20 protein-coding genes are annotated in these 23015 nt (G+C 66.4%); 8 read left to right on the plus strand and 12 right to left on the minus strand.

Annotated features, from left to right (window positions below):
* Positions 1 to 3 precede the first annotated feature (3 nt).
* Positions 4 to 417 carry a DUF7742 family protein gene (locus tag A9O63_RS03330; RefSeq protein WP_069330655.1) on the plus strand — a complete coding sequence of 138 codons (414 nt, stop codon included), beginning with the start codon at positions 4 to 6 and terminating at the stop codon, positions 415 to 417.
* Positions 410 to 1216 carry a serine O-acetyltransferase gene (gene cysE / locus A9O63_RS03335; RefSeq protein WP_069330656.1) on the plus strand — a complete coding sequence of 269 codons (807 nt, stop codon included), beginning with the start codon at positions 410 to 412 and terminating at the stop codon, positions 1214 to 1216. The genes A9O63_RS03330 and cysE overlap by 8 nt, the downstream gene beginning before the upstream one ends.
* A 100-nt stretch (positions 1217 to 1316) precedes the next feature.
* On the opposite strand, the gene A9O63_RS03340 is transcribed toward cysE, so the two are convergent.
* The 6 genes from A9O63_RS03340 to A9O63_RS03365 all read right to left on the minus strand — a co-directional run bounded on the left by A9O63_RS03340 (position 1317) and on the right by A9O63_RS03365 (position 8030).
* On the minus strand, positions 1317 to 2651 hold the full coding sequence (locus A9O63_RS03340; protein WP_069330657.1) for a pyruvate dehydrogenase complex dihydrolipoamide acetyltransferase: 1335 nt from the start codon (positions 2649 to 2651) through the stop codon (positions 1317 to 1319).
* A 10-nt stretch (positions 2652 to 2661) separates the two neighbouring features.
* Positions 2662 to 4053, minus strand: coding sequence for a pyruvate dehydrogenase complex E1 component subunit beta (locus A9O63_RS03345; RefSeq protein ID WP_069330658.1), 1392 nt, complete (start codon positions 4051 to 4053; stop codon positions 2662 to 2664).
* Positions 4054 to 4066: 13 nt separating this feature from the next.
* Positions 4067 to 5056, minus strand: coding sequence for a pyruvate dehydrogenase (acetyl-transferring) E1 component subunit alpha (gene pdhA / locus A9O63_RS03350; protein ID WP_069330659.1), 990 nt, complete (start codon positions 5054 to 5056; stop codon positions 4067 to 4069).
* 225 nt (positions 5057 to 5281) lie between these two features.
* Positions 5282 to 5584, minus strand: a complete 303-nt coding sequence (locus A9O63_RS03355; RefSeq protein WP_069330660.1) for an FtsB family cell division protein — start codon at positions 5582 to 5584, stop codon at positions 5282 to 5284.
* A gap of 221 nt (positions 5585 to 5805) precedes the next feature.
* Positions 5806 to 6735 carry a class I fructose-bisphosphate aldolase gene (locus tag A9O63_RS03360; protein ID WP_002719641.1) on the minus strand — a complete coding sequence of 310 codons (930 nt, stop codon included), beginning with the start codon at positions 6733 to 6735 and terminating at the stop codon, positions 5806 to 5808.
* A gap of 101 nt (positions 6736 to 6836) precedes the next feature.
* A complete protein-coding gene (locus A9O63_RS03365) occupies positions 6837 to 8030 on the minus strand; it encodes a phosphoglycerate kinase (protein ID WP_069330661.1) in 1194 nt (397 codons plus the stop codon).
* A gap of 148 nt (positions 8031 to 8178) precedes the next feature.
* Here A9O63_RS03365 and A9O63_RS03370 point away from each other — a divergent pair, with 148 nt between their 5' ends.
* Complete coding sequence (locus tag A9O63_RS03370; RefSeq protein ID WP_069330662.1) at positions 8179 to 8688, plus strand: peptidylprolyl isomerase; 510 nt, start codon at positions 8179 to 8181, stop codon at positions 8686 to 8688.
* Positions 8678 to 9271: a peptidylprolyl isomerase gene (locus A9O63_RS03375; RefSeq protein WP_084295559.1), complete on the plus strand. Its 594-nt coding sequence runs from the start codon at positions 8678 to 8680 to the stop codon at positions 9269 to 9271. Before A9O63_RS03370 ends, A9O63_RS03375 begins: the two co-directional genes overlap by 11 nt.
* Positions 9272 to 9506: 235 nt before the next feature.
* Here the strand turns inward: A9O63_RS03375 and tyrS are convergent, their stop codons facing one another.
* Positions 9507 to 10757 carry a tyrosine--tRNA ligase gene (gene tyrS, locus A9O63_RS03380; RefSeq protein ID WP_069330663.1) on the minus strand — a complete coding sequence of 417 codons (1251 nt, stop codon included), beginning with the start codon at positions 10755 to 10757 and terminating at the stop codon, positions 9507 to 9509.
* Positions 10758 to 10832: 75 nt separating this feature from the next.
* On the opposite strand from tyrS, the gene A9O63_RS03385 reads away from it, so the two are divergent.
* Entirely contained in the window at positions 10833 to 11948 is a 1116-nt protein-coding gene (locus A9O63_RS03385; protein ID WP_069330664.1) for an anhydro-N-acetylmuramic acid kinase, read from the plus strand.
* A 55-nt stretch (positions 11949 to 12003) separates the two neighbouring features.
* Here A9O63_RS03385 and A9O63_RS03390 read toward each other — a convergent pair whose 3' ends face one another.
* Entirely contained in the window at positions 12004 to 12426 is a 423-nt protein-coding gene (locus tag A9O63_RS03390; RefSeq protein ID WP_069330665.1) for a cupin domain-containing protein, read from the minus strand.
* A gap of 225 nt (positions 12427 to 12651) precedes the next feature.
* Here A9O63_RS03390 and A9O63_RS03395 point away from each other — a divergent pair, with 225 nt between their 5' ends.
* Entirely contained in the window at positions 12652 to 12834 is a 183-nt protein-coding gene (locus A9O63_RS03395; RefSeq protein ID WP_108223075.1) for a lasso RiPP family leader peptide-containing protein, read from the plus strand.
* 70 nt (positions 12835 to 12904) lie between these two features.
* On the opposite strand, the gene eno is transcribed toward A9O63_RS03395, so the two are convergent.
* The 3 genes from eno to A9O63_RS03410 all read right to left on the minus strand — a co-directional run bounded on the left by eno (position 12905) and on the right by A9O63_RS03410 (position 15580).
* A complete protein-coding gene (eno, locus tag A9O63_RS03400; protein ID WP_002719649.1) occupies positions 12905 to 14182 on the minus strand; it encodes a phosphopyruvate hydratase in 1278 nt (425 codons plus the stop codon).
* 34 nt (positions 14183 to 14216) lie between these two features.
* Positions 14217 to 15101: a DMT family transporter gene (locus A9O63_RS03405; protein ID WP_069330667.1), complete on the minus strand. Its 885-nt coding sequence runs from the start codon at positions 15099 to 15101 to the stop codon at positions 14217 to 14219.
* Positions 15102 to 15166: 65 nt separating this feature from the next.
* On the minus strand, positions 15167 to 15580 hold the full coding sequence (locus A9O63_RS03410; RefSeq protein WP_069330668.1) for a Fur family transcriptional regulator: 414 nt from the start codon (positions 15578 to 15580) through the stop codon (positions 15167 to 15169).
* 581 nt (positions 15581 to 16161) lie between these two features.
* Here A9O63_RS03410 and A9O63_RS03415 point away from each other — a divergent pair.
* Together A9O63_RS03415 and A9O63_RS03420 are read left to right on the plus strand one after the other, a co-directional pair.
* Complete coding sequence (locus tag A9O63_RS03415; RefSeq protein WP_069330669.1) at positions 16162 to 19818, plus strand: vitamin B12-dependent ribonucleotide reductase; 3657 nt, start codon at positions 16162 to 16164, stop codon at positions 19816 to 19818.
* Positions 19819 to 20512: 694 nt separating this feature from the next.
* Positions 20513 to 20923 carry a cell wall hydrolase gene (locus A9O63_RS03420; RefSeq protein ID WP_235836919.1) on the plus strand — a complete coding sequence of 137 codons (411 nt, stop codon included), beginning with the start codon at positions 20513 to 20515 and terminating at the stop codon, positions 20921 to 20923.
* 558 nt (positions 20924 to 21481) lie between these two features.
* Here the strand turns inward: A9O63_RS03420 and A9O63_RS21760 are convergent.
* On the minus strand, positions 21482 to 22894 hold the full coding sequence (locus A9O63_RS21760; RefSeq protein ID WP_084295561.1) for a Shedu immune nuclease family protein: 1413 nt from the start codon (positions 22892 to 22894) through the stop codon (positions 21482 to 21484).
* Between the last annotated feature and the right edge of the window lie 121 nt (positions 22895 to 23015).

Below are 23015 nucleotides of genomic sequence, written 5' to 3' on the forward strand. Positions count from 1 at the left end.
CCCATGCGGCGGGTTCTTCTGGCCGATCTGCTCGCGGTGGCGGACTGGCTCGCGCCCATGCCGCCCGCGCAGCGGCCCGAGGCGCTGGCCGGCCTCATCGAGCGGGCGCATCTCGCGCACAAGATCTCCAGACGCCTCGGCCATGCCCATCCCTCCTGGGGAAACGGGTGCCTCGCCTCGGCTGTGGCAGGTCTCGCGCACCGGAGGGAGGGCCACGATCCGGATCCCGACCAGCTCGAATCCCTGGCCCTGGTGGCAGCCGCCGTCGCGGGACGGCAACGGCGGGCGCAGGCCCACCGCGAGGGGCGGGGCCAGAGGAAGGCTCTTCCTGAAAGTGAATGCGTCCCTTCCCCTGTCGGTCGGAGTGACTATGTGGTATTTTCGGCGGTGACGAGGAAAGGACGCTGCGATGGCTGAGGCAAGACCCCGTGTTGCGACAGTGGACCCGGTCTGGCAACGGATCGTGGAAGAGGGCCATGCCGCCATCCTTGCCGAGCCTCTCCTTGGCGGGCTCGTCCATTCGAGTCTCCTGCACCATCCCTCGATGGAACGGGCGCTTGCCTACCGCTTCTCGCTGAAGCTCGCCTCGGGCGAGATGAGCGAGCAGATCCTGCGCGAGATCGCGGATGAGGCCTATGCGTCGGACCCGGAGCTCGGGCAGATGGCGCGGGCCGACATGGTCGCCGTCTACGAGCGCGACCCCGCCTGCCATCGCTTCCTCCAGCCGATCCTCTTCTTCAAGGGCTATCAGGCGGTTCAGGCCTATCGCGTGGGCCACTGGCTCTGGACGAACGGACGGCAGGACCTGGCCTATTTCGTGCAGATGCGGGTGTCGGAGGCCTTCGGCGTCGATGTCCACCCGGCGGACCGGATCGGGCGCGGCATCATGATCGACCACGCGCATTCCATCGTCATCGGCGAGACGGCCGTCGTGGGCGACAATGTCTCGATGCTCCATTCGGTCACTCTCGGCGGCACCGGCAAGGAGGATGGCGACCGCCATCCGAAGATCGGCAACGGGGTGCTGATCGGGGCAGGGGCCAAGGTTCTCGGCAACATCCATGTGGGCCATTGCAGCCGGATCGCGGCCGGCTCCGTCGTGCTGCAGGACGTGCCGCCCTGCACGACGGTGGCGGGCGTCCCTGCGCGCGTGGTGGGGGAAGCGGGCTGCGCGCAGCCCGCCGTCACGATGGACCATCTTCTCAGCGACGGCTGAGCCGCCCGATATGAAAAAGGGGCCGATCCGCGAGGATCGGCCCCTTTTTCATGTCCTGGGCGTGCAGCGGGCGCTCCCGTGCAGGGAGCGCCGCCACATGTCAGGCCAGCATGGCGATCGGGTTCTCGAGATTCTCGACGATCGCCTTGAGGAACTCGGCCCCCAGCGCGCCGTCGATCACCCGGTGGTCCACCGACAGCGTCATCGACATCATGGTGGCCGTCGTGATCGCGCCGTCCTTGCCCACCACCGGCTTGCGGATGCCTGCGCCGACGGCCAGGATCGAGCCGTGCGGCGGGTTGATGACCGCATCGAAATTCTCCACCCCGAACATGCCGAGGTTCGAGATCGCGAAGCTGCCGCCCTGATATTCGTGCGGTGCGAGCTTCTTCGTGCGGGCGCGGGCGGCGAGATCCTTCATCTCGGCCGACAGCGCCGACAGGCTCTTCTGGTGCGCATCGCGCAGCACCGGCGTGAAGAGCCCGCCCTCGATGGCCACCGCCACCGCCACGTCCGAGGGCTTCAGCCGCAGGATCCGGTCTCCGGCCCAGACGGCATTCGCGTTCGGCACCTGCTGGAGCGCCACCGCACAGGCCTTGATGATGAAGTCGTTGACCGAGAGCTTCACGCCCCGGCTCTCGAGCTTCGCATTGAGGTCGGCGCGGAAGGCCATCAGCGCATCCAGAGCCACCTCGCGCCGGAGGTAGAAGTGCGGGATGGTCTGCTTGGCCTCGGACAGGCGCGCGGCAATGGTCTTGCGCATCCCGTCGAGGGTCACTTCCTCATAGTCGCGATCCGCGAAGAGCTTCGCCACCGAGGCCGCGGAGGCGGCCGGCGAGACGCCCGTCGCTGCCGCTGCGGCGGGCGCTTCGGCCTTCGGCGCCGCGGCTTCCGCCTTGGCTGCGGGAGCGGCCGAGGGCTGCGCCCCCTCGACATCGGCCTTCACGATCCGGCCGCGGGGGCCCGAGCCCTTCACCGCGGCAAGGTCGATCCCCTTCTCCCTGGCGATCCGGCGGGCGAGCGGCGAGGCGAAGACACGTTCTCCCTCGGACCGGGCCGCCTGCGCCTCGGGTGCCTTGGCAGCCGGGGCAGGGGCCGGGGCCTCCTTCGGAGCCCCCTGCGCGGGAGCGGCCTCGTCGGCCGGTTCCTGCGGCTCCGGCACCTTCGCGGAGGACACGGCGTCCGCACTTTCGCCCTCTTCCACCAGCACGGCGATGGGCGTGTTGACCTTCACGCCCGCCGTGCCCTCGGCGATCAGGATCTTGCCGAGGATGCCCTCGTCGACCGCCTCGAACTCCATGGTGGCCTTGTCGGTCTCGATCTCGGCGATGATGTCGCCCGAGCGGACCTCATCGCCTTCCTTCTTCAGCCATTTCGCGAGCGTCCCCTCCTCCATCGTCGGAGACAGCGCGGGCATCAGGATCTCGGTTGCCATGGGCTTCTCCTCAGCGGTAGCAGACGGATTTCGCGGCCTCGACCACCTCGGCCGTGGTCACGAGCGCGTGCTTCTCGAGATTGGCGGCATAGGGCATCGGCACATCCTTGCCCGTCAGGTTCAGCACCGGCGCATCGAGCCAGTCGAAGGCCTGCTGCATGATCGTCGCCGCGAGATGATTGCCGATGGAGCCCACCGGCCAGCCTTCCTCGACGGTGATGCAGCGGTTGGTCTTCTTCACCGACTCGATCACCGTGTCGTAGTCGATGGGGCGCAGCGTGCGCAGGTCGATCACCTCGGCCGAGATGCCCTCGTCGGCCAGCTTGTCGGCCGCTTCCAGCGCATAGGTCATGCCGATGCCGAAGGAGACGATGGTGACATCCGTCCCCTCGCGCCAGATCCGGGCCTTGCCGAAGGGGATCGTAAAATCGTCCATCACCGGCACATCGAAGGACCGGCCGTAGAGGATCTCGTTCTCGAGGAAGATCACCGGGTTCGGATCGCGGATCGCGGACTTGAGGAGACCTTTCGCATCCGCCGCCGAATAGGGCATCACCACCTTCAGACCCGGGATCTGCGCATACCAGGCCGCATAATCCTGGCTGTGCTGCGCGCCCACGCGGGCGGCGGCGCCGTTCGGGCCGCGGAACACGATGGGGCAGCCCATCTGGCCGCCCGACATGTAGAGCGTCTTGGCGGCCGAGTTGATGATCTGGTCGATCGCCTGCATGGCGAAGTTGAAGGTCATGAATTCGACGATGGGGCGGAGCCCGCCGAAGGCCGCGCCCACCGCAATGCCCGCGAAGCCATGCTCGGTGATCGGCGTGTCGACCACGCGCCGGTCGCCGAACTCGTCCAGAAGCCCCTGGCTGATCTTGTAGGCGCCCTGATACTCGCCCACTTCCTCGCCCATCAGGAAGACATGCTCGTCGCCGCGCATCTCTTCCGCCATCGCCTCGCGGAGCGCCTCGCGCACCGTCATGCTCTTCATCTGCGTGCCCTCCGGCCAGTCGGGCGAGCGGTCGCGCTTGCCCGGCACCGAGGCGCCCGGCGAAGAGACGAGCGGCTCGTCCACGGCCTTGCCTTCCGACGCTTCGGCGGGCTCGGGCTGCTTTTCCTTCTGGGTCGGCACGGGAGCCTGCACCTCGTCGGCGCTTTCCCCCTCCTCGACCAGAACGGCGATGGGCGTGTTCACCTTCACGCCGGCCGTGCCCTCGGCCACGAGGAGCTTGCCCACCGTGCCCTCGTCGACGGCCTCGAATTCCATGGTGGCCTTGTCGGTCTCGATCTCGGCGATGATCTGGCCGGACTTGCCCTCATCGCCTTCCTTTACGAGCCATTTGGCGAGCGTGCCTTCCTCCATCGTCGGCGACAGGGCGGGCATCAGAACCTGGGTTGCCATGCGTCTTTACTCCTCAGGCGTAGATGTCGGTCCAGAGTTCCTCGAGCGCGGGCTCGGGGCTCTCCTTGGCGAAGTCGGCGGCCTCGTTCACCACGGCCTTGATCTCCTTGTCGATCGCCTTGAGGTCGTCATCGGTCGCGAGATTGCCCTGGATCAGCAGGTCGCGGACATGTTCGATCGCGTCCTTCTCGTCGCGCATCCGCTGGACCTCCTCGCGGGTGCGGTACTTGGCCGGGTCGGACATGGAGTGGCCGCGGTAGCGGTAGGTCATCATCTCGAGAATGTAGGGCCCCTGGCCCGCGCGGCAGGCGGCGACCGCCTTCTCGCCGGCGGCCTTCACGGCCAGCACATCCATGCCGTCCACCGACTCGCCCTTGATGCCGTAGGCCGCGCCGCGCTCCCAGAGCGAGGGCGACTTCGTCGAGCGCTTCACGCTGGTGCCCATCGCATACTGGTTGTTCTCGATCACGAAGATCACCGGCAGGCTCCAGAGCTTGGCCATGTTGTAGGCCTCGTAGACCTGGCCCTGGTTGGCGGCACCGTCGCCGAAATAGGTGAAGGTGACATTGTCGTTGCCGAGATAGCGGTCGGCGAAGGCCAGACCCGCGCCGAGCGGCACCTGGGCGCCCACGATGCCGTGGCCGCCGTAGAAATGCTTCTCTTTCGAGAACATGTGCATCGAGCCGCCCTTGCCCTTCGAATAGCCGCCCTCGCGGCCCGTGAGCTCGGCCATCACGCCCTTGGCATCCATGCCGCAGGCCAGCATGTGGCCGTGGTCGCGGTAGGAGGTGATGCGCTTGTCCCCCTCCTTGGCGGCGGCTTCGAGGCCGACCACCACGGCTTCCTGGCCGATGTAGAGATGGCAGAAGCCGCCGATCAGGCCCATGCCGTAGAGTTGGCCCGCCTTCTCTTCGAAGCGGCGGATCAGGAGCATCTCGCGGTAGTAACGGACAAGCTCCTCCTTCGATGCGTTGGATTGCTCGGGCGATTTTCTGGTGGCCATGGCGGCGCCTCCCGTCGAGACAAGTAGTTCAAGGCTAAACTACCTTTAGCGCATCCCAGGAGCGGGGGCGAGAGCGAATCTGCGGCCCGGCGGGGGCGCGCTCTTCAGGCCCCTCCGGGGCCATCATCGCGCGCCGCTGCCGCGGACAGGACGGCAAGGCCCGCGCCCCGGGGCGAGGCTGCGGGAAGACAAACGACAGGAAAGGGCAGGCGGTTTCCGCGCCTGTCAGCGGATGACGATCTCGTCGGCGCGGACATAGCCCAGCACCGAACGGGCCTGCTCGTCCAGAAGGTCGAGGTCGAGATAGCTGTCCGACAGGCGGAGCGTCTTGTTCTCCATGTCGGCCAGTTCGGCGGCGATCCGGTCGCGCTCGTTGCGCAGTGCTTCGGCCTCGGCCTGGATCTGGACCTGCCGGAAGACCCCATAGTCGCCCTGCACCGCGGCGAAGGTGAAATAGACGGAGAGCGAGAAGGCCAGCGCGAAATAGAGGCTGGCGCCGATCGCGGGTCGGGAGGTCGGGATGTTCATGCTCTGCCTCTGGTCACGCCCCTCGTTCGGCGGGGGCGATGGCGCGCATCATGCCAGAGCGGCCCGCAGTTGGGAAACGGAAAACGCACGGTAGCTGCGGGGGCAGGAGGGCGATCCGGCAGGGGTCTCGTTGGTCCGCGCCGGAGCGAAACGTGCGGAGGGAGACCCTTCCCGAGGAAGGGCGGGGGAGGCCCTCCCCCGAGGGGAAGGGCCCGCAGGCCTCAGGCGCGGCCCTTGTAGATGTCGACGAGCTTGCCGAGCATCGCGAGCGCGTCCTCGCGGCTCCGCTGGAAGCTGTTGCGGCCGATGATCGAGCCGTTGCCGCCGCCGTCGCGGATCGCGCGGGCGTCGTCATAGACCGAATCCTCGCCCTTCTTGGCGCCGCCCGAGAAGACCACGATGCGGCGGCCGGCGAAGGCCGAGTCCATGCAGTGCTTCACGCGCGCGGCCTGGGTCGAGACGTCGATCTGCTGCGCCTCGTAGACCTTCTTGGCCTCGCCCAGCATCAGATGATCGGTCGAGAGCTTGATCTTGATGATATGGGCGCCGATCAGGGCCGCGATCTGCGCCGCATAGGCCGCCACGTCGATCGCCGTCTCGCCGTCCTTGCTGATCGCCTCGCCGCGCGGATAGGACCAGATCACGGTGGCGATCCCCTTGGCCGCGGCTTCCTTGCGCATGGCCACGATCTCTTCGTACATGTCGAGCTGCGCATCCGAGCCCGGGTAGATCGTGAAGCCGATGGCCGCGCAGCCGAGCCGCAGCGCATCATCGACCGACGCGGTCACCGCCTGGTTCTTGCCGGCCGTGTCGCTCATCAGCGAGTTGGCCGAGTTCACCTTGAGAATGGTCGGGATCTGGCCCGCGAACGTGTCGGCGCCGGCTTCCAGCATGCCGAGCGGCGCCGCATAGGCGCTGAGGCCCGCATCGATGGCGAGCTGGTAGTGATAGTGGGGATCGTAGCCCGCCGGGTTCGGCGCGAAGGTCCGGGCGGGGCCGTGCTCGAAGCCCTGGTCGACCGGCAGGATGATCATCTTGCCCGTGCCGCCCAGTTTCCCCTCCATCAGCATCCGGCACAGGTTGGCCTTCACGCCGGGCGTTTCGCCCTCATAGTTGGCGAGGATCTTCTGAACTGCTCTGCTAGCGCGCATTCCGCGGGTCCTTTCGATTGCGTCCCACGGGACTTAGACCGGCGAAATGCGCATATCAATGTTGTTCGCGCTAACGTGGCGCTGCGGCGCGGAAATTCGCCTCAGACAGTGAGCGCGGCCACCCCGGGCAGCTCCTTGCCCTCCATCCATTCGAGGAAGGCACCGCCCGCCGTCGAGATGTAGGAGAAGCCCTCGGCCGCGCCCGCCTTGTTGAGGGCGGCCACCGTGTCGCCGCCGCCCGCCACCGAAATGAGCTGGCCCGCCTTGGTGAGCTGCGCCACCTGAAGCGCCGCGGCATTGGTCGCCGCATCGAAGGGCTCGATCTCGAAGGCGCCGAGCGGGCCGTTCCAGATCAGCGTCCTGGCCGAGGCGAACACTTCGGAGAGGGCCGCCACGGTCTTCGGGCCCGCATCGAGGATCATCGCGTCGGCGGGGCAGGCCGCCGTCTCGACCGTCTCGTTCGCGGCGCCCGCCTTGAACTCGCGCGCCACCACCACATCGAGCGGCAGATGGATCGTGCAGCCCGCGGCCTTCGCCTTGGACAGGATCTCGCGCGCGGTATCGGCCATGTCGCGCTCGGCCAGCGACTTGCCGACCTCGATCCCCTGCGCCACGAGGAAGGTGTTGGCCATGCCGCCGCCGATCACCAGATGATCGACCCGGCCCACGAGATTGCCGAGGAGGTCGAGCTTGGTCGAGACCTTGGCACCGCCCACCACCGCCACCACCGGACGCTCGGGATGGCCGAGAGCGGCCTCGAGCGCCTTCAGCTCGGCCTCCATCAGCCGGCCGGCGGCCGAGGGCAGGAGACGGGCCAGGCCTTCGGTCGAGGAATGGGCGCGGTGCGCGGCCGAGAAGGCGTCGTTGACATAGACCTGCCCCAGCTTCGCCATGGCGGCGGCGAGCTCGGGATCGTTCTTCTCCTCGCCGGCATGGAAGCGGGTGTTCTCGAGGAGGAGCACCTCGCCCTCGAGCATGGCGGCCACGGCCTGCTCGGCCTCGGAGCCCACGCAATCGGCGGCGAAGCTCACCTTGGTGCCGGGCAGCGCCTTCTGCAGCGCGGGCAGCACGAGGCGGAGGCTCATCTCCTCCACCACCTTGCCCTTCGGACGGCCGAAATGGGCGAGCAGGACGGGCTTGCCGCCCTTCTTCAGGATATCCTCGACGGTGGGGACGATCTTCTCGATCCGGGTGGCGTCGGTGACCTCGCCATTCTCCATCGGCACGTTCACATCCACGCGCACCAGCACGACCTTGCCGGCAAGATCCATGTCGTCGAGTGTCTTCCAGCCCATTCCGGTTCCTCCTGAAGCGACGTTTCCCGCTTCCAAGCCGATCGCCGTGCGCCCGTCAACCGGCGTTCGGCCGCAGGGGGACGAATTCAGACCTTTTCCTGACCGCGCGCGGCCACTAGGTTGGCCCCGATTGCAAGAGGAGGGCCCCATGGCCGAGATCAAGGATCCCGAAAACACCATCATCATGACGCTGAAGGACGGCGAGGTGGTGATCGAGCTTCTGTCGGACGTCGCCCCGAAGCACAGCGAACGGATGAAGGCCCTGGCCCGTGCCAAGGCCTATGACAACGTGGTCTTCCACCGCGTGATCGAAGGCTTCATGGCCCAGACCGGCGATGTCGCGAACGGGAACACGGAAGAGGGCTTCAACATCCGCCGCGCCGGGACGGGCGGGTCGGACATGCCGGACCTGCCGGCGGAATTCTCGAAGCTGCCGCACGCGCGCGGCACGCTCGGTGCGGCCCGGTCGCAGAATCCGAACTCGGCCAATTCGCAGTTCTTCATCAACTTCCGCGACAACGACTTCCTGAACGGCCAATATACCGTTTACGGGCGCGTGATCTCGGGGATGGAGCATGTGGACAAGATCGCCCGCGGCGAGCCCCCGGCGAACCCTGACAAGATGCTGACCGTGCGGGTGGCGGCCGATGTCGTCTGAGAAGTTCCTGTTCGCAGGGCTGATGTCGCTGGGCCTCGCGGTGCTGGGCGGCTACGGCCTGTCGCAGTCGGCGGTCTTCGCGCAGGCGGCCGAGGACGGGCCGGGGCCGAACCTCGTGATCGAGGTGACGGGAGAGGCCGAGGGCGAGGTGGTGATCGACCTCCTGCCCGATGTGGCGCCTGCCCATGTGGAGCGCATGGTCACGCTGGCCCGTGAAGGCGCCTATGACGGCGTGGTCTTCCACCGCGTGATCGAGGGCTTCATGGCCCAGACCGGCGATGTGGAATTCGGCAAGGGAGACAGTCTCGGCCGCGCCGGCACCGGCGGGTCGAGCTATCCCGACCTTCCCGCCGAATTCTCGGACGTGCCCTTCACGCGCGGCGTGGTGGGCATGGCGCGCTCGAACGATAAGAACTCGGCCAATTCGCAGTTCTTCATCATGTTCGCGCCGGGCGAGTTCCTGAACGGCGAGTATACGGTGGTGGGCCGCGTGGTGCAGGGCATGGAGGTGGTGGACAGGATCGCCCGTGGCGAGCCTCCGCGGACGCCGGACGCGATGGCGAAAGTCACCGTGGCCGAGTGAGGCCGCGGTCGGACGGGGGGCTGTCTGCCCCCCGCACCCCCCGAGGATATTTGGGCAGAGTGAAAGGGCGCCGGAAGGCGTCCTTTTTGCGTCCGGCCCGGCTGGACGGGGGCTGCGGGGCAGAGGGATCGCCGGGGTCGGGGGCGGCCGGGGCGCGGCGATCGGGCCTGGCGGGGAATGAGGGGGCAGGACCGTGGCCGCCCCTTGGTCCGGGGCGGCGTCCGGCCGTGCGCCGTCAGGACAGGCGGACGAGCTTGTGCTTCTTCTTGCCGATCGAGACCTTCAGCTCCTCGCCCACGGTCGCGACCGTGACCGGGGCGTTCGCATCCCCCACCGGCTCGTTGTTGAAGCGCAGCCCGTTCTCGGCCACGAGGCGCTTGGCCTCCTTGCCCGAGGCGACGAGGCCCGCGGCCACCAGGAAATGCGCGACCGACAGCCCGTCGGCCAGCGTCGCCGCGGGAAGCTCCACCACTTCGAGGGCGCCGCCCACGCCGCCCTCCTCGAAGACCGCGCGGGCGGTGGCCTCGGCCGCTTGGGCGGCCTCCCGGCCGTGGAGGAGCGTCGTCACCTCGTTGGCGAGCAGGATCTTGGCCGCGTTGATCTCCGAGCCCTGCAGCGCGCCCAGCCGGTCGCACTCCTCGACGGGCAGGTCGGTGTAGAGCTTGAGGAACCGCCCCACATCCGCATCGGTCGTGTTGCGCCAGAACTGCCAGAAGTCGTAGGGCGCCAGCATCTCGCCGTTGAGCCAGACCGCGCCGCCCGCGGACTTGCCCATCTTGCGCCCGTCCGAGGTCGTGAGCAGCGGCGAGGTCAGGCCGAAGATCTCTCCCTCCAGCACGCGGCGTGTCAGGTCGATCCCGTTGACGATGTTGCCCCACTGGTCCGAGCCGCCCATCTGCAGCCGGCAGCCGTAGCGGCGGAACAGCTCGAGGAAGTCGTAGGCCTGCAGGATCATGTAGTTGAACTCGAGGAACGACAGCGACTGTTCGCGGTCGAGCCGGCTCTTCACGCTTTCGAACGAGAGCATCCGGTTGACCGAGAAATGCCGCCCGATATCGCGCAGGAAATCGAGGTAGTTCAGGTGATCGAGCCATTCGGCATTGTTGAGCATCAGCGCGTCGGTCGCGCCCTCGCCGTAGGAGAGGTAGCGCGCAAAGACCTTGCGCATGCCTTCGATATTCTCGTCGATCTTGTCGGGCGTGAGCAGCGGACGCTCCTCGGAGCGGAAGGAGGGGTCGCCCACCTTCGTCGTGCCGCCGCCCATCAGGGTGATCGGCTTGTGCCCGGGCTTCTGCAGCCAGCGCAGCATCATGATGTTGAGGAGATGGCCCACATGCAGCGAGGCCGCCGTCGCATCATAGCCGATATAGGCGGGAACCACCCCCTTCGACAGGGCCTCGTCCAGTGCCTGCAGGTCGGTGCAGTCGGCGAGGTAGCCGCGCTCCTGCATCACGCGCAGGAAATCGGATTTGGGATGGTAGGTCATCGGTCCCTCGTGCCTTGGCCGGTCGTCGCGGCTATGATGGCGGGATATATCCGGGGCGGTCGTGGAGGGAAAGCCATGTTGAAGGGCGGAGCGGTCTGGGCGCTGGGGACGATGTCGGGCACCTCGCTCGACGGGGTCGATGCGGCGATGGTGCTGACCGACGGCGAGCGGATCCTCGAGTTCGGCGAGACGCGGTATCGCGCCTATTCCCCTGCCGAGCGCGCGGTGCTGCGGGCAGCCCTCGGGCGCTGGCCCGGCGAGGCGGCGGTGGCCGGGGCCGCAGAGGTGGTGGAGGCGGCCCATGCCGAGCTTCTGGCGGCCTTCCGCGGCGCCGAGATCGTGGGCTTTCACGGCCAGACGCTCGCACATGAGCCGGGCGGGCGGGGCACGCATCAGGCGGGCTCGGGCGAGCGGCTCGCGCGGGCGCTGGGGCTGCCGGTGGCGTGGGACTTCCGCTCGGCGGATGTGGCGGCGGGCGGGCAGGGCGCGCCGCTTGCGCCCTTCTACCATTTCGCCTGCGCGCGGCGGGCGGGCGCCGACCGGCCGGTGGCCTTCCTCAATCTCGGCGGCGTGGGCAACCTGACCTGGGTCGATCCGCGCCAGACCGCGCCCGAGGCGCCCGGCGCCTGCCTTGCCTTCGATACCGGTCCCGCCAATGCGCCGATCGACGATCTGATGCAGGCCCGCCTCGGGCAGAGCCACGACGAGGGCGGGCGGCTCGCGGCCGAGGGAGAGGTGGCCGAAACGGTGCTCGCGCGTTTTCTCGATCACGCCTTCTTCGCCCGGATGCCGCCGAAATCGCTCGACCGCGACGCGTTCGCGGATCTGCTGACGGCTGTCGCGGGTCTGTCCGATGCGGATGCTGCGGCGACCCTGACCGCGGCGGCGGCGGCGGCGGTGGCGCGCGGGGCCGCGCATTTCCCAACCCCGGTGCGCCAGCTTCTCGTGACCGGGGGCGGGCGGCACAATCCCGTGCTGATGGCCATGCTCGAGGCGCGCACCGGGATCGAGGCGGTGCCGGTCGAGCAGGTGGGCCTCGACGGCGACATGCTGGAGGCGCAGGCCTTCGCCTATCTCGCGGTGCGGGTGGCGCGGGGGCTGCCCACGTCGGGCCCCTCCACCACCGGCGTGCCCGCCTGCCTCGGCGGCGGCCGCGTGAGCCGGCCCGAGGCCCTGGCGCTCCAGCCCTGAAGGCCCCTGCCTCGGGGTCAAGGGGACCGGAGCGGGACGGGCGCAGGGCTGCGGCTCAGGCGCGGGGGATGTCGAACCCGTCCGGCGCGAGCTCGAAACCCTCGAAGCGGAAGCCGGGGCTGACGGTGCAGCCCACGAGGCTCCAGTCCCCGGTCGAGCGCGCGGCCTGCCAATGGTGGGGCGGCACGATCCCCTGCGGGCTCTCGCCCGCCAGCACGTCCGGCCCGAGCCGGATCTCGCGGGCCGGTCCCGCGGCTTCGGCGGCGACAGAGAGAAGCAGCGGCGCGCCGGCATGGAAGTGCCAGATCTCGGTCGCATCGATCCGGTGCCAGTGCGACCGCTCGCCGGCCTTCAGCAGGAAGAGGATCGCCGTCCCGGGCGGGCGCCCCTCGGCCGGGGCGCGCCAGGTCTCGCGATACCAGCCGCCCTCCGGATGGGGGGCGAGCCCGAGGCGGGCGACGATCCGGTCTGCATCCATGCTCTCTCTCCGGTGGGCGGTTGCGCCGCCAGTCTGGCGCAGGGGCCGCGGTCTGCAAGCCCCCTCTGGCGCGCCGGATTGCGCGCCTCGGTTGATGGGCCCTGAAGGAGGAGGTTGTATTATCCCGCACCCCCCTCGCCAGACCGGCCTAACCCGTTATCAGCTATGGGTCTTCGGCCTAACTGGATCCGGCCGGGGACCCATCCGACACAGGGGAGACGAGACTTGGACAAGGCAATCGCCACCGCCGACCGCGCCTACGAGGCGCCGGTCCTGCGCGTTCACGGCACACTCGAGGAGATGACCCATGGCCGCGGCCATGGTGGCTTCGGCGGGGGCTGGGGCTGGGGCTGGGGCGGAGGCCGTCCGCACCGCCCGCACGATCCCTGCGACTATACCTTCTCCTGATCGCCGGGGCGGCAGGCAAAAGGCCCGGACGCGCGTGCGTCCGGGCCTTCGCATGTCCGTGGCGCGGGCCTCAGACCTTCAGGATCGAGCGGCCGGCATATTCCGCCACTTCGCCCAGCATCTCCTCGATGCGGATCAGCTGGTTGTATTTCGCCAGACGGTCCGAGCGCGACAGCGAGCCGGTCTTGATCTGGCCGCAGTTGGTGGCGACCGCGAGATCGGCGATGGTCGCATCCTCGGTCTCGCCCGAGCGGTGCGACATCACGTTGGTGTAGCGCGCGCGGTGGGCCATATCGACGGCCATCAGCGTCTCGGTCAGCGAGCCGATCTGGTTCACCTTGACCAGCATCGAGTTCGCGACGCCCGCCTTGATGCCCTGTTCGAGACGCTTGGGGTTGGTCACGAAGAGGTCGTCGCCCACCAGCTGCACCTTGGCGCCGAGCTTGTCGGTCAGGAGCTTCCAGCCCTCCCAGTCGTCCTCGGCGCAGCCGTCCTCGATCGAGATGATCGGATAGTCGGCGCAGAGCGCGGCGAGATAATCCACATTCTCGGCCGAGGTCAGCGATTTGCCCTCGCCCTTCATCTCGTATTTGCCGCCCTTGAAATATTCGGTCGAGGCGCAGTCGAGCGCGAGGTAGATGTCCTCGCCCGGCTTGTAGCCCGCCTTCTCGATCGAGCGCAGGATGTAGTCCAGCGCCTCGCGGGTGGACGAGATGTTCGGCGCAAAGCCGCCCTCGTCGCCGATGCCGGTGTTGAAGCCGCCCGCGGCGAGCTCCTTCTTCAGCGTGTGGAACACTTCCGAGCCCATGCGGATCGCCTCGCGCACGTTCTGCGCGGCCACCGGCATGATCATGAATTCCTGGATGTCGATCGGGTTGTCCGCATGTTCGCCGCCGTTGATGATGTTCATCATCGGCACCGGCAGGACGCGCGCGGAGGAGCCGCCCACATAGCGGAAGAGGGGCTGGTTGGTGAATTCGGCCGCGGCCTTGGCAACCGCCAGCGAGACGCCGAGGATCGCGTTCGCGCCGAGGCGGCCCTTGTTCGGCGTGCCGTCCATCTCGATCATGGTGCGGTCGATGCCGACCTGCTCGGTCGCATCGAAGCCCACCAGCATCTCGGCGATCTCGCCGTTGACAGCCGCAACCGCCTCGAGCACGCCCTTGCCCATGTAGCGCGACTTGTCGCCGTCGCGCTTCTCGACGGCCTCGTGCGCGCCGGTCGAGGCGCCCGAGGGCACGGCGGCGCGGCCGAAGGCGCCGCTTTCCAGCGTGACGTCCACCTCGACGGTGGGGTTGCCGCGGCTGTCGAGGATCTCGCGGGCGTGGATGTCGATGATCGTGCTCATGGGTGGTCCCTGGTTGCCGAGGTTTGCGCGCTTCTTACTCTGCGGCCGCCCGCATGGAAAGACGGCGAAGCCGCTGCTCGCGCATGAAGCTGTAGAGGCCCGAGCCGATGATGAGCGCGGCCCCGGCCAGCATCCAGCCGTCCGGCCGTTCGTGGAAGACGAGGAAACCGATCAGCATGGCAAAGACGAGCCGCGAGTAGCGGAAGGGCACGATGGCCGAGACATCGCCCACCCGGGTGGCGAGGATCAGCGTCCAGTAGCCCACGAAGCTGAAGCTGACCGCGCCCAGCAGAAGGGCCGCCTGTCCGGGCGTGGGCCAGGTGGCGCCGCCTCCCACGGCCAGCATCATGGCGCCCAGAAGTGCCACGGTGAGAAAGGCCCAGGCGCCCACCTGCATGGTCGAGGTCGAGGGCGCCACGCGCCGCGTCGCGAGGTCGCGGACGGCAAGGCCCGCCACCCCCAGCACCGCCCAGAGCGAGGCCGTGTCGAACCCGTCGAGCCCCGGTCGGATCACGACGATCACGCCCACGAAGCCCACGGCGATGGCGCTCCAGCGCCGCCAGCCCACGCGCTCGCCGAGAAAGAGCGCGGCGCCGAAGGTCACGACGAGCGGCGCGGCCTGCAGGATCGCCGAGACGGAGGAGAGCTGCCCGAGCGTGAGCGCGGTCACGAAGCCCGCGGTGCCCACCATCTCGCCGCCGTTCCGCCAGAGGATCGGCCCCGCCAGCGCCTCGCGCGAGAGCACGGCCTTGCCCTCGCGGCGGGCGAGCGCCCAGAAGAGCGGCGCGGCGAAGAGGCCAAGGAACATGAGGATCTGCCCCGTCGGCATGTTCGCCGCGGCGAGCTTCACGAACATGTCCTCCATGGCGAAGCCGGCCATCGAGACGACCATCATCACGATGCCGCGCAAGTTTTCCATGTCTGTCCCAATCTTGGGGAGCCTGTCGCCGGGTAGCGAGCGAAGGGCTGCCGTGATGTCGGGCGTCAGCCCTTCCGGACGGGCCGGCCGAACAGTTCGAAGCGGTGGCCCCCCAGCCGGTAGCCCAGCCGCGCCGCGATCTTTTCCTGCAGCGCCTCGATCTCGGGATCGACGAACTCGATCACCTCGCCCGTGGTCACATCGATCAGATGGTCGTGGTGGTCGCGCTCGGCATCCTCGTAGCGCGCGCGCCCGTCGCCGAACTCGAGCCGCTCGAGGATGCCCGCCTCCTCGAACAGCTTGACCGTGCGGTAGACCGTGGCGATCGAGATGCGCGGATCGACGGCCGAGGCGCGGGCGTGCAGCTCCTCGACATCGGGATGGTCGGCGGATTCGCCGATCACGCGCGCGATGGTGCGGCGCTGTTCGGTCATGCGCAGGCCCTTGGCCTCGCAGCGGGAAATGATCGAGTCCTGCATGTGGATCTCCGGTATCGCGGGCCGGTTTCGAGGCAGGTCTAAGCGATAGCCGCCGCCTGGGCCAGACCTTTCCGACGGCCCGCCGGCCGGGGAATCGCCCTGCCGCCGGACCGCCCCCGGGACCGGCCCGCGTTGCACGGATGCCACCCGAAAGATTCGCCTTTTCCGCGACTTGCAGCGCCGCGACTCGGGGCAGGCCGCTTCGTCCCCAATCCGGGCCATCCGCGCAAGCACCCGTCCCGGCGAGGCTTTGGCCGCTTGTCCGCCAGACCGCCCGCACTTGTCCACACAGATACCCACAGCCTTTCGGATGATACCACCCATGGAGCCGAATGGCCCGTCAAGCACATTATCTTGGGGGCAGGCGGAAGAATCGCGTTGCCACCCTGTAGGGTTTGAGACAATTTGAGGGAGTAGCGCGGCCGGCCACTCCTCATGGCGGCGGGCGCGGATGAACCACCGACAGATGCCCGTTCGACGGGCCGATCCAGCTCGCCTGCGCGGGCCGGTCCGGCTTTGCGCGACCGGCGCACGAGATCAACCAGGGGCTCGCGGCCCCCGAGGCACAACGGAGAGGCGAGATGAAGATCGAGCGGAAGTTCACCACGGCGGAGGGCGGCGCCTATGGCGGCGTCGGCTTCACCACGACGGTGTCCGAGATCCGGAACCCCGACGGCACCGTGGTCTTCCGCAACGAGAGCGTCGAGGTGCCCGAAGGCTGGAGCCAGGTCGCCTCGGACGTGCTCGCCCAGAAATATTTCCGCAAGGCGGGCGTGCCCGCCCGCCTCAAGCGCGTGAAGGAGAAGGGGGTCCCGGACTTCCTGTGGCGCTCGGTGGCCGACGAGGCGGCGCTGGCGCAGCTTCCCGAAGAGGAGCGGTTCGCGGGCGAGACCTCGGCGCGGCAGGTGTTCGACCGTCTGGCCGGCGCCTGGGCCTACTGGGGCTGGAAGGGCGGCTATTTCTCGACCGAGGCCGATGCGCGCGCCTATTACGACGAGATGCGGCACATGCTGGCCCGGCAGATGGCCGCGCCGAACTCGCCGCAATGGTTCAACACCGGCCTTCACTGGGCCTATGGCATTGACGGCCCGTCGCAGGGCCACTTCTATGTCGATCACGCGACCGGCAAGCTGCAGAAGTCCGACAGCGCCTACGAACATCCCCAGCCGCACGCCTGCTTCATCCAGTCGGTGCAGGACGACCTCGTGAACGAGGGCGGGATCATGGATCTCTGGGTGCGCGAGGCGCGGCTGTTCAAATACGGCTCGGGCACCGGCACCAACTTCTCGAGTCTGCGCGGCGAGGGCGAGAAACTCTCGGGCGGCGGCAAATCCTCGGGCCTCATGGGGTTCCTGAAGATCGGCGACCGGGCGGCGGGTGCCATCAAGTCGGGCGGCACCACGCGCCGCGCGGCCAAGATGGTGATCTGCGACATGGATCACCCCGACATCGAGCAGTTCATCAACTGGAAAGTCATCGAGGAACAGAAGGTCGCCTCTCTGGTCGCCGGTTCGAAGCAGCATGAAGCGAAGCTGAACGACATCTTCGCCGCCATCCGCAGCTTCGACGGATCGATCGAGGGAGCGACCGACCCGGCCGGAAACGCAGGCCTCAAGACCGCGATCCGCGCCGCCAAAAAGGCCATGATCCCCGAGACCTACATCAACCGCGTGCTGCAGTATGCGCGGCAGGGCTTCTCCTCGATCGAATTCCCGACCTACGACACCGACTGGGATTCCGAGGCCTATACGACCGTGTCGGGCCAGAATTCGAACAACTCGGTCCGCGTGACCGATGCCTTCCTGCAGGCGGTGAAGGACGATGCCGACTGGGCGCTCGTCCGGCGCACCGACGGCAAGGTCGCCAAGACGATCAAGGCGCGCGAGCTCTGGGATCAGGTGGGCCATGCCGCCTGGGCCTGCGCCGACCCGGGCATCCAGTTCCACGACACGGTGAACGCCTGGCACACCTGCCCCGAGGACGGGCAGATCCGCGGTTCGAACCCGTGCTCGGAATACATGTTCCTCGATGACACGGCCTGCAACCTGGCCTCGATGAACCTGCTCACCTTCTTCGAGGCGGGCCGCTTCGATGCCGAGGGCTATGTCCATGCCACGCGGCTCTGGACGGTCACGCTCGAGATCTCGGTGATGATGGCGCAGTTCCCCTCGAAGGAAATCGCGCAGCTTTCCTACGATTTCCGCACGCTGGGCCTGGGTTACGCCAACATCGGCGGGCTGCTGATGAACATGGGGCTGGGCTACGATTCCTGCGAGGGCCGGGCGCTCTGCGGCGCGCTCTCGGCCATCATGACCGGCGTGGCCTATGCCACCTCGGCCGAGATGGCGGGCGAACTCGGCGCCTTCTCGGGATACAAGCGCAACGCCGCCCACATGCTGCGCGTCATCCGCAACCACCGCACCGCCGCCCACGGCCACACGACCGGCTACGAGGGCGTCAACGTGAGCCCGGTCGCGCTCGATCAGGTGAACTGCCCCGATCCGCGGCTGGTGGCGCTCGCCAAATCCTCGTGGGACGAGGCGCTGCGGCTCGGCGAGGCGCATGGCTACCGCAACGCGCAGGTGACGGTGATCGCGCCCACGGGCACCATCGGCCTCGTGATGGACTGCGACACCACCGGCATCGAGCCCGACTTCGCACTGGTGAAGTTCAAGAAGCTCGCGGGCGGCGGCTACTTCAAGATCATCAACCGCTCGGTGCCCGCAGCGCTCGAGTCGCTGGGCTATGCCTCGTCGCAGATCTCGCAGATCGTGGCCTATGCGGTGGGCCACGGCACGCTCGCCAACTGCCCGACGATCAGCCATTCGGCGCTGGTGGGCCATGGGTTCGGCGCCCGCGAGATCGAGAAGATCGAGGCGGCGCTGCCCTCGGCCTTCGACATCCGCTTCGTCTTCAACCAGTGGACGCTGGGCGAGGACTTCTGCAAGGGCGCGCTCGGCATCCCGGCCGACAAGCTCGCCGACCCGACCTTCGACCTGCTGCGCCATCTGGGCTTCACGCGGGCGCAGATCGAGGCCGCCAACGACCATGTCTGCGGGACCATGACGCTGGAGGGCGCGCCGCATCTGAAGGACGAGCATCTGCCGGTCTTCGACTGCGCCAACCCCTGCGGCAAGAAAGGCAAGCGCTATCTCTCGGTCGAGAGCCACATCCACATGATGGCGGCGGCCCAGAGCTTCATCTCGGGCGCGATCTCGAAGACGATCAACATGCCGAACTCGGCCACCATCGCCGAGACGCTGGCGGCCTACGAGCTGTCGCACTCGCTGGGCATCAAGGCCAACGCGCTCTATCGCGACGGCTCGAAACTGTCTCAGCCGCTCGCATCCGCGCTGGTCGAGGACGATGAGGAGGCCGAGGAGATCCTCGCCACCGGCACGCCTCAGGAGAAGGCCATCGTGCTGGCCGAGAAGATCGTCGAGAAGGTGATCGTCAAGGAGATCGTGCGCAGCCACCGCGAGAAGCTGCCCGAGCGCCGCAAGGGATATACGCAGAAGGCGATCGTCGGCGGCCACAAGGTCTATCTGCGGACCGGCGAATACAAGGACGGCAGCCTCGGCGAGATCTTCATCGACATGCACAAGGAAGGTGCGGGCTTCCGGGCGATGATGAACAACTTCGCCATCGCCGTCTCGGTGGGCCTGCAATATGGCGTGCCGCTCGAGGAGTTCGTCGACGCCTTCACCTTCACCAAGTTCGAGCCCGCGGGCATGGTGCAGGGCAACGACTCGATCAAGAACGCGACCTCGATCCTCGACTACATCTTCCGCGAGCTGGCGGTATCCTACCTCGACCGGACCGACCTTGCCCATGTGAAGCCGGAAGGCGCGAGCTTCGACGATCTGGGCGGCGGCACCGACGAGGGCCGGAAGTCGAACGTGACGGAAGTGTCGGAGGCGGCCGCCTCGCGCAGCCTCGAGGTGCTCAAGCAGATCAGCTCGACGGGCTATCTGCGCAAGCGCCTGCCGCAGGAACTGACGGTGCTGCAGGGCGGGATGGCCGTGGGCTTCGACACGGTCCCCGTGATGGGCACCATCGGCGAAAGCCGGAGCGTGACCGCGATTGCCTCCGGCACGGTGACGATGGACGCGCGCGCCAAGGCCAAGATGCAGGGCTACGAGGGCGATCCCTGCGGCGAATGCGGCAACTACACGCTGGTCCGCAACGGCACCTGCATGAAGTGCAACACCTGCGGCGGCACGAGCGGCTGCAGCTGAGGAACCTGAGGCGGTTGTCCAGGTCAGGATCAAACGCCCTCTTCCGGTGATTTCGGCCACCCCTTGTCGCGGGTATGGCACTTTCTGCCGGTAACGCACTGAATTTCTTAGGCCGGGCGTCAGTTCTTGTCGCCCGGCCAGGATGCCCTCACTTCGGTCGGTTCTGTTGGTCTTGGGAATGGCTTCGGTGCGACACGAGCGTGGGCTTCACGAGGTTCCCTCTTGGATCAGGCAGATCATTTTCCGGTTTCCGGGACAATCCGGCTCGGTGTTCTGCAGCATCCGCCGCGCTGGTGCGAGTGGCGACGGGCCCGAACTCAGACGACGCTGCTCCGATAGCGGATACGAGACCTTCGCCGCCTTGGTGGCCCGTTGCGGTGAGAGCCAAGCTTCCTGTTCCGAGGCTCAATCCTTGGAGGCGGTCGATCGGGTCTGCGCTTGTCTTGCGTCATTCAGATCGGCCAACGGATCTGATCCTCGCAGATCGCGAGGGAGATTCGCAATCGATGTGCGGGCGCCAGAGGAACGACAGGTGGAAGTGACGACGCGCGTGGCCCAGGCTGCCGCCGCCGACCGGGAACGAAAATCGAAGGACGAAAGATCGATGGAGCTTTCCCGCAAGGCCCTCGTCGCCGTCTCCTGTCTCTAGGCAGCCGTGCTTCTCGCAGCTTGCGGCCACAGCCCGCAGGAATGCATGGAGCGAGTGATGTACTTCGAGTCGAACCGCTCCAGCCGCGACGGCATGATCGCGGTCGGAACGGTGGTGATGAACCGCGTCGAGTCCCCGCAATTCCCCGACACCGTTTGCGGAGTTGTTGGACAGCGCGGCCAATTCGCCCCGGGCGTCATGAAGCGGCGGATGAACCCGAAGTCGATGCCGCTCGTCCGCGAAACGGCGATCTCCGTCCTGCAGGGCGAGCGCCATCCTCTGGTCGGCAAGGCGACCTTCTTTCACACGGCCGGACATCGCTTCCCGTACGACAACATGCACTATGTCCTCGTGACTGGCGGCAATGCCTTCTACGAGAAGCGGCCAAACTATCTCGTGACACAGCCTTTGCCGCCGGAGCCGGTCGAGGGTCTGACGGGCTGGCACGGCGGCTAGTAACGGCGCCTCGTCACGCTCCCCTCGCCGTCCTTCTTCCGACGTACGCGCTTATAGCGAGATGAACTCCTGTGGCCATCTGGCGCGACTGGCAGAAGGGCGCAGAAAGCCACCGGGGCCGCTCCACACCGTTCAATAGGGCGGACAATCGGGGTCGGCCCAACCGAAGTTTGATCGTAGGAGCCCGCTTCTCAGAAGCGGCCGTTCGAACAGACCGCAGCGATGGGACCGAGCAGCCCATTGCTGGCCCTCGTGCGCCGCGCGGCGTGAGGCCAAGCGCCGACGCGGCGGGCAGAAAGCAGCTGACACTCCTCAAGGCCAGCACGCCAATTATTAGAACAGGAGGGCGGAAAGCCGACGGACGGCAGCTCGATGTAACGTTTGCAGCGACTGGGCGCAGCCGCCGTTCTTGCACCGTGTCACGACCTAACGTCTTCAAAGGCGAAGTCCTAGCCCGCTTCGGCAACATCGACTTCAGCACAACCAGCCGTGCCTAGGGATCGACACTGCTTGGAATGTAACGTTAACATGGCGTGAGCCTTGTAGCAGGCGGGACTTTTAGGCAAGGGCACCAGAAAGCAAGTCTCTTAGAGACTTGAGCTTCACGAGGAGTTCGTCAAAAGTGATGATCCATACGCCATGCAGGCTTGAGCGATACAGTTCAAGAGACCTCCTCTTTGGGGCATCAGGCATCACACCGGCCACGATCACCCCTTTAATGCCATGCCCTCGCAAATCATACATTCCATTTTTTGATCTAGTTAAATGGATCTCCTCGCTAAACTTTCCAATTTGATCTAAGTTCTGAATCACAGTTGCGGCAAGCTCCGACGAGGGGCCATACACACCACCTCGATACTCCTTCTTACTTAGAAGTTCGGTTTGGGGCGTCTTGATCTCGACCAAAGCAACGCTGTCGGTCATGCGATTCCTCATGAGAAAATCCGCAATCTTCTCCCCGGAGCCGTCTAGCAGCTTTCCACCCACATGTGCTTGGCCCTGAACCACTACCATGGGCGCCCCGAAGGTCATGTCCAAGATAAAAGGATTTAGGGTGAATTGCTGTTGCCAATGCGACTCGGGCAGGCACTTACTAATGTTTGTATCTATTATTTTGATTAGTTGATCTAGAGATGCCAGCTCTATTTCCTCATGGAGCTTGGCGAGGCCACTCCCTTCCGAGCGCAACGATTTTCTTACCGTCTCTTTGGCTAATCGAATAATTGACGATCTATCCTTGTTCGACAGCTTGACGTCGATCATTGCGGGGCCAATAGCATTTGCGATGTCGTCAGGCTTCCTGTCGAGCGGCGTCAGGGGGAACTTTTTAGGATCAAGGCGGGTGAGAAGATTGGTGTATCCGATCTGCGTTTTTCTGCGCCGTGACTGCTCTTGAGCTGCAGCGTCGGATCTGCCGCCAGCCCTGCGCAGCTCGTCGAATAGTTGGTAGCTGATTTCATAGGTCTTTCCTTCGTCGCTGAGAGATACCTCCTCATAATCTTCCCTATACAAAAGCCTAACGTTATTCACCCCCTCAAGCTTCGATATATTGTCCGTGAAGAACTTCAATCTTCTGTCAAATCCGAGGCCGAAGTTTGGGTCGGTCAGGAGGCCTTTAGGAAGTCCTTCCGCTATGTAGGCTTCGACGTCATCAACTGTATCGAAGGAATAATCCGGCGAAAATTTCTCATCACCGACGACGAGCTCTATACTTTTTATTTGTCCATACTTCGGATCAAGAAACTTGGCGTTATCCGGCATTGTGTAGAGTGGAAAGATCTTTGTAACTCGTCGAGCGATGTCAAGGCGTAGCATTAAGGCGTGACCTAATACAATCTGCCCAGACCGGCGCGCCATCTCAACCCTAGACGCCGAGGGACGCCAATAAGCGTCCACGATATAATTTTCAGGTCGCTCAAGTGAGAATTTTCCGCGATCCTGGTCCCCATACTGAAGTCCGTACTGTGCCATGTACCCCTCGCATCCCGATTTTCAAAGGTTAACCGCAGAGGAACTCCGAAGAAAAGGGGGTATCATTCCAGGACCGGTATCACGCGGAAGGGCTTAATAATACCACACGGACTAACGGCCC

The sequence above is a fragment of the Cereibacter johrii genome, assembly GCF_001720585.1.
In the GTDB taxonomy this organism is placed as follows: Bacteria; Pseudomonadota; Alphaproteobacteria; order Rhodobacterales; family Rhodobacteraceae; genus Cereibacter_A; species Cereibacter_A johrii.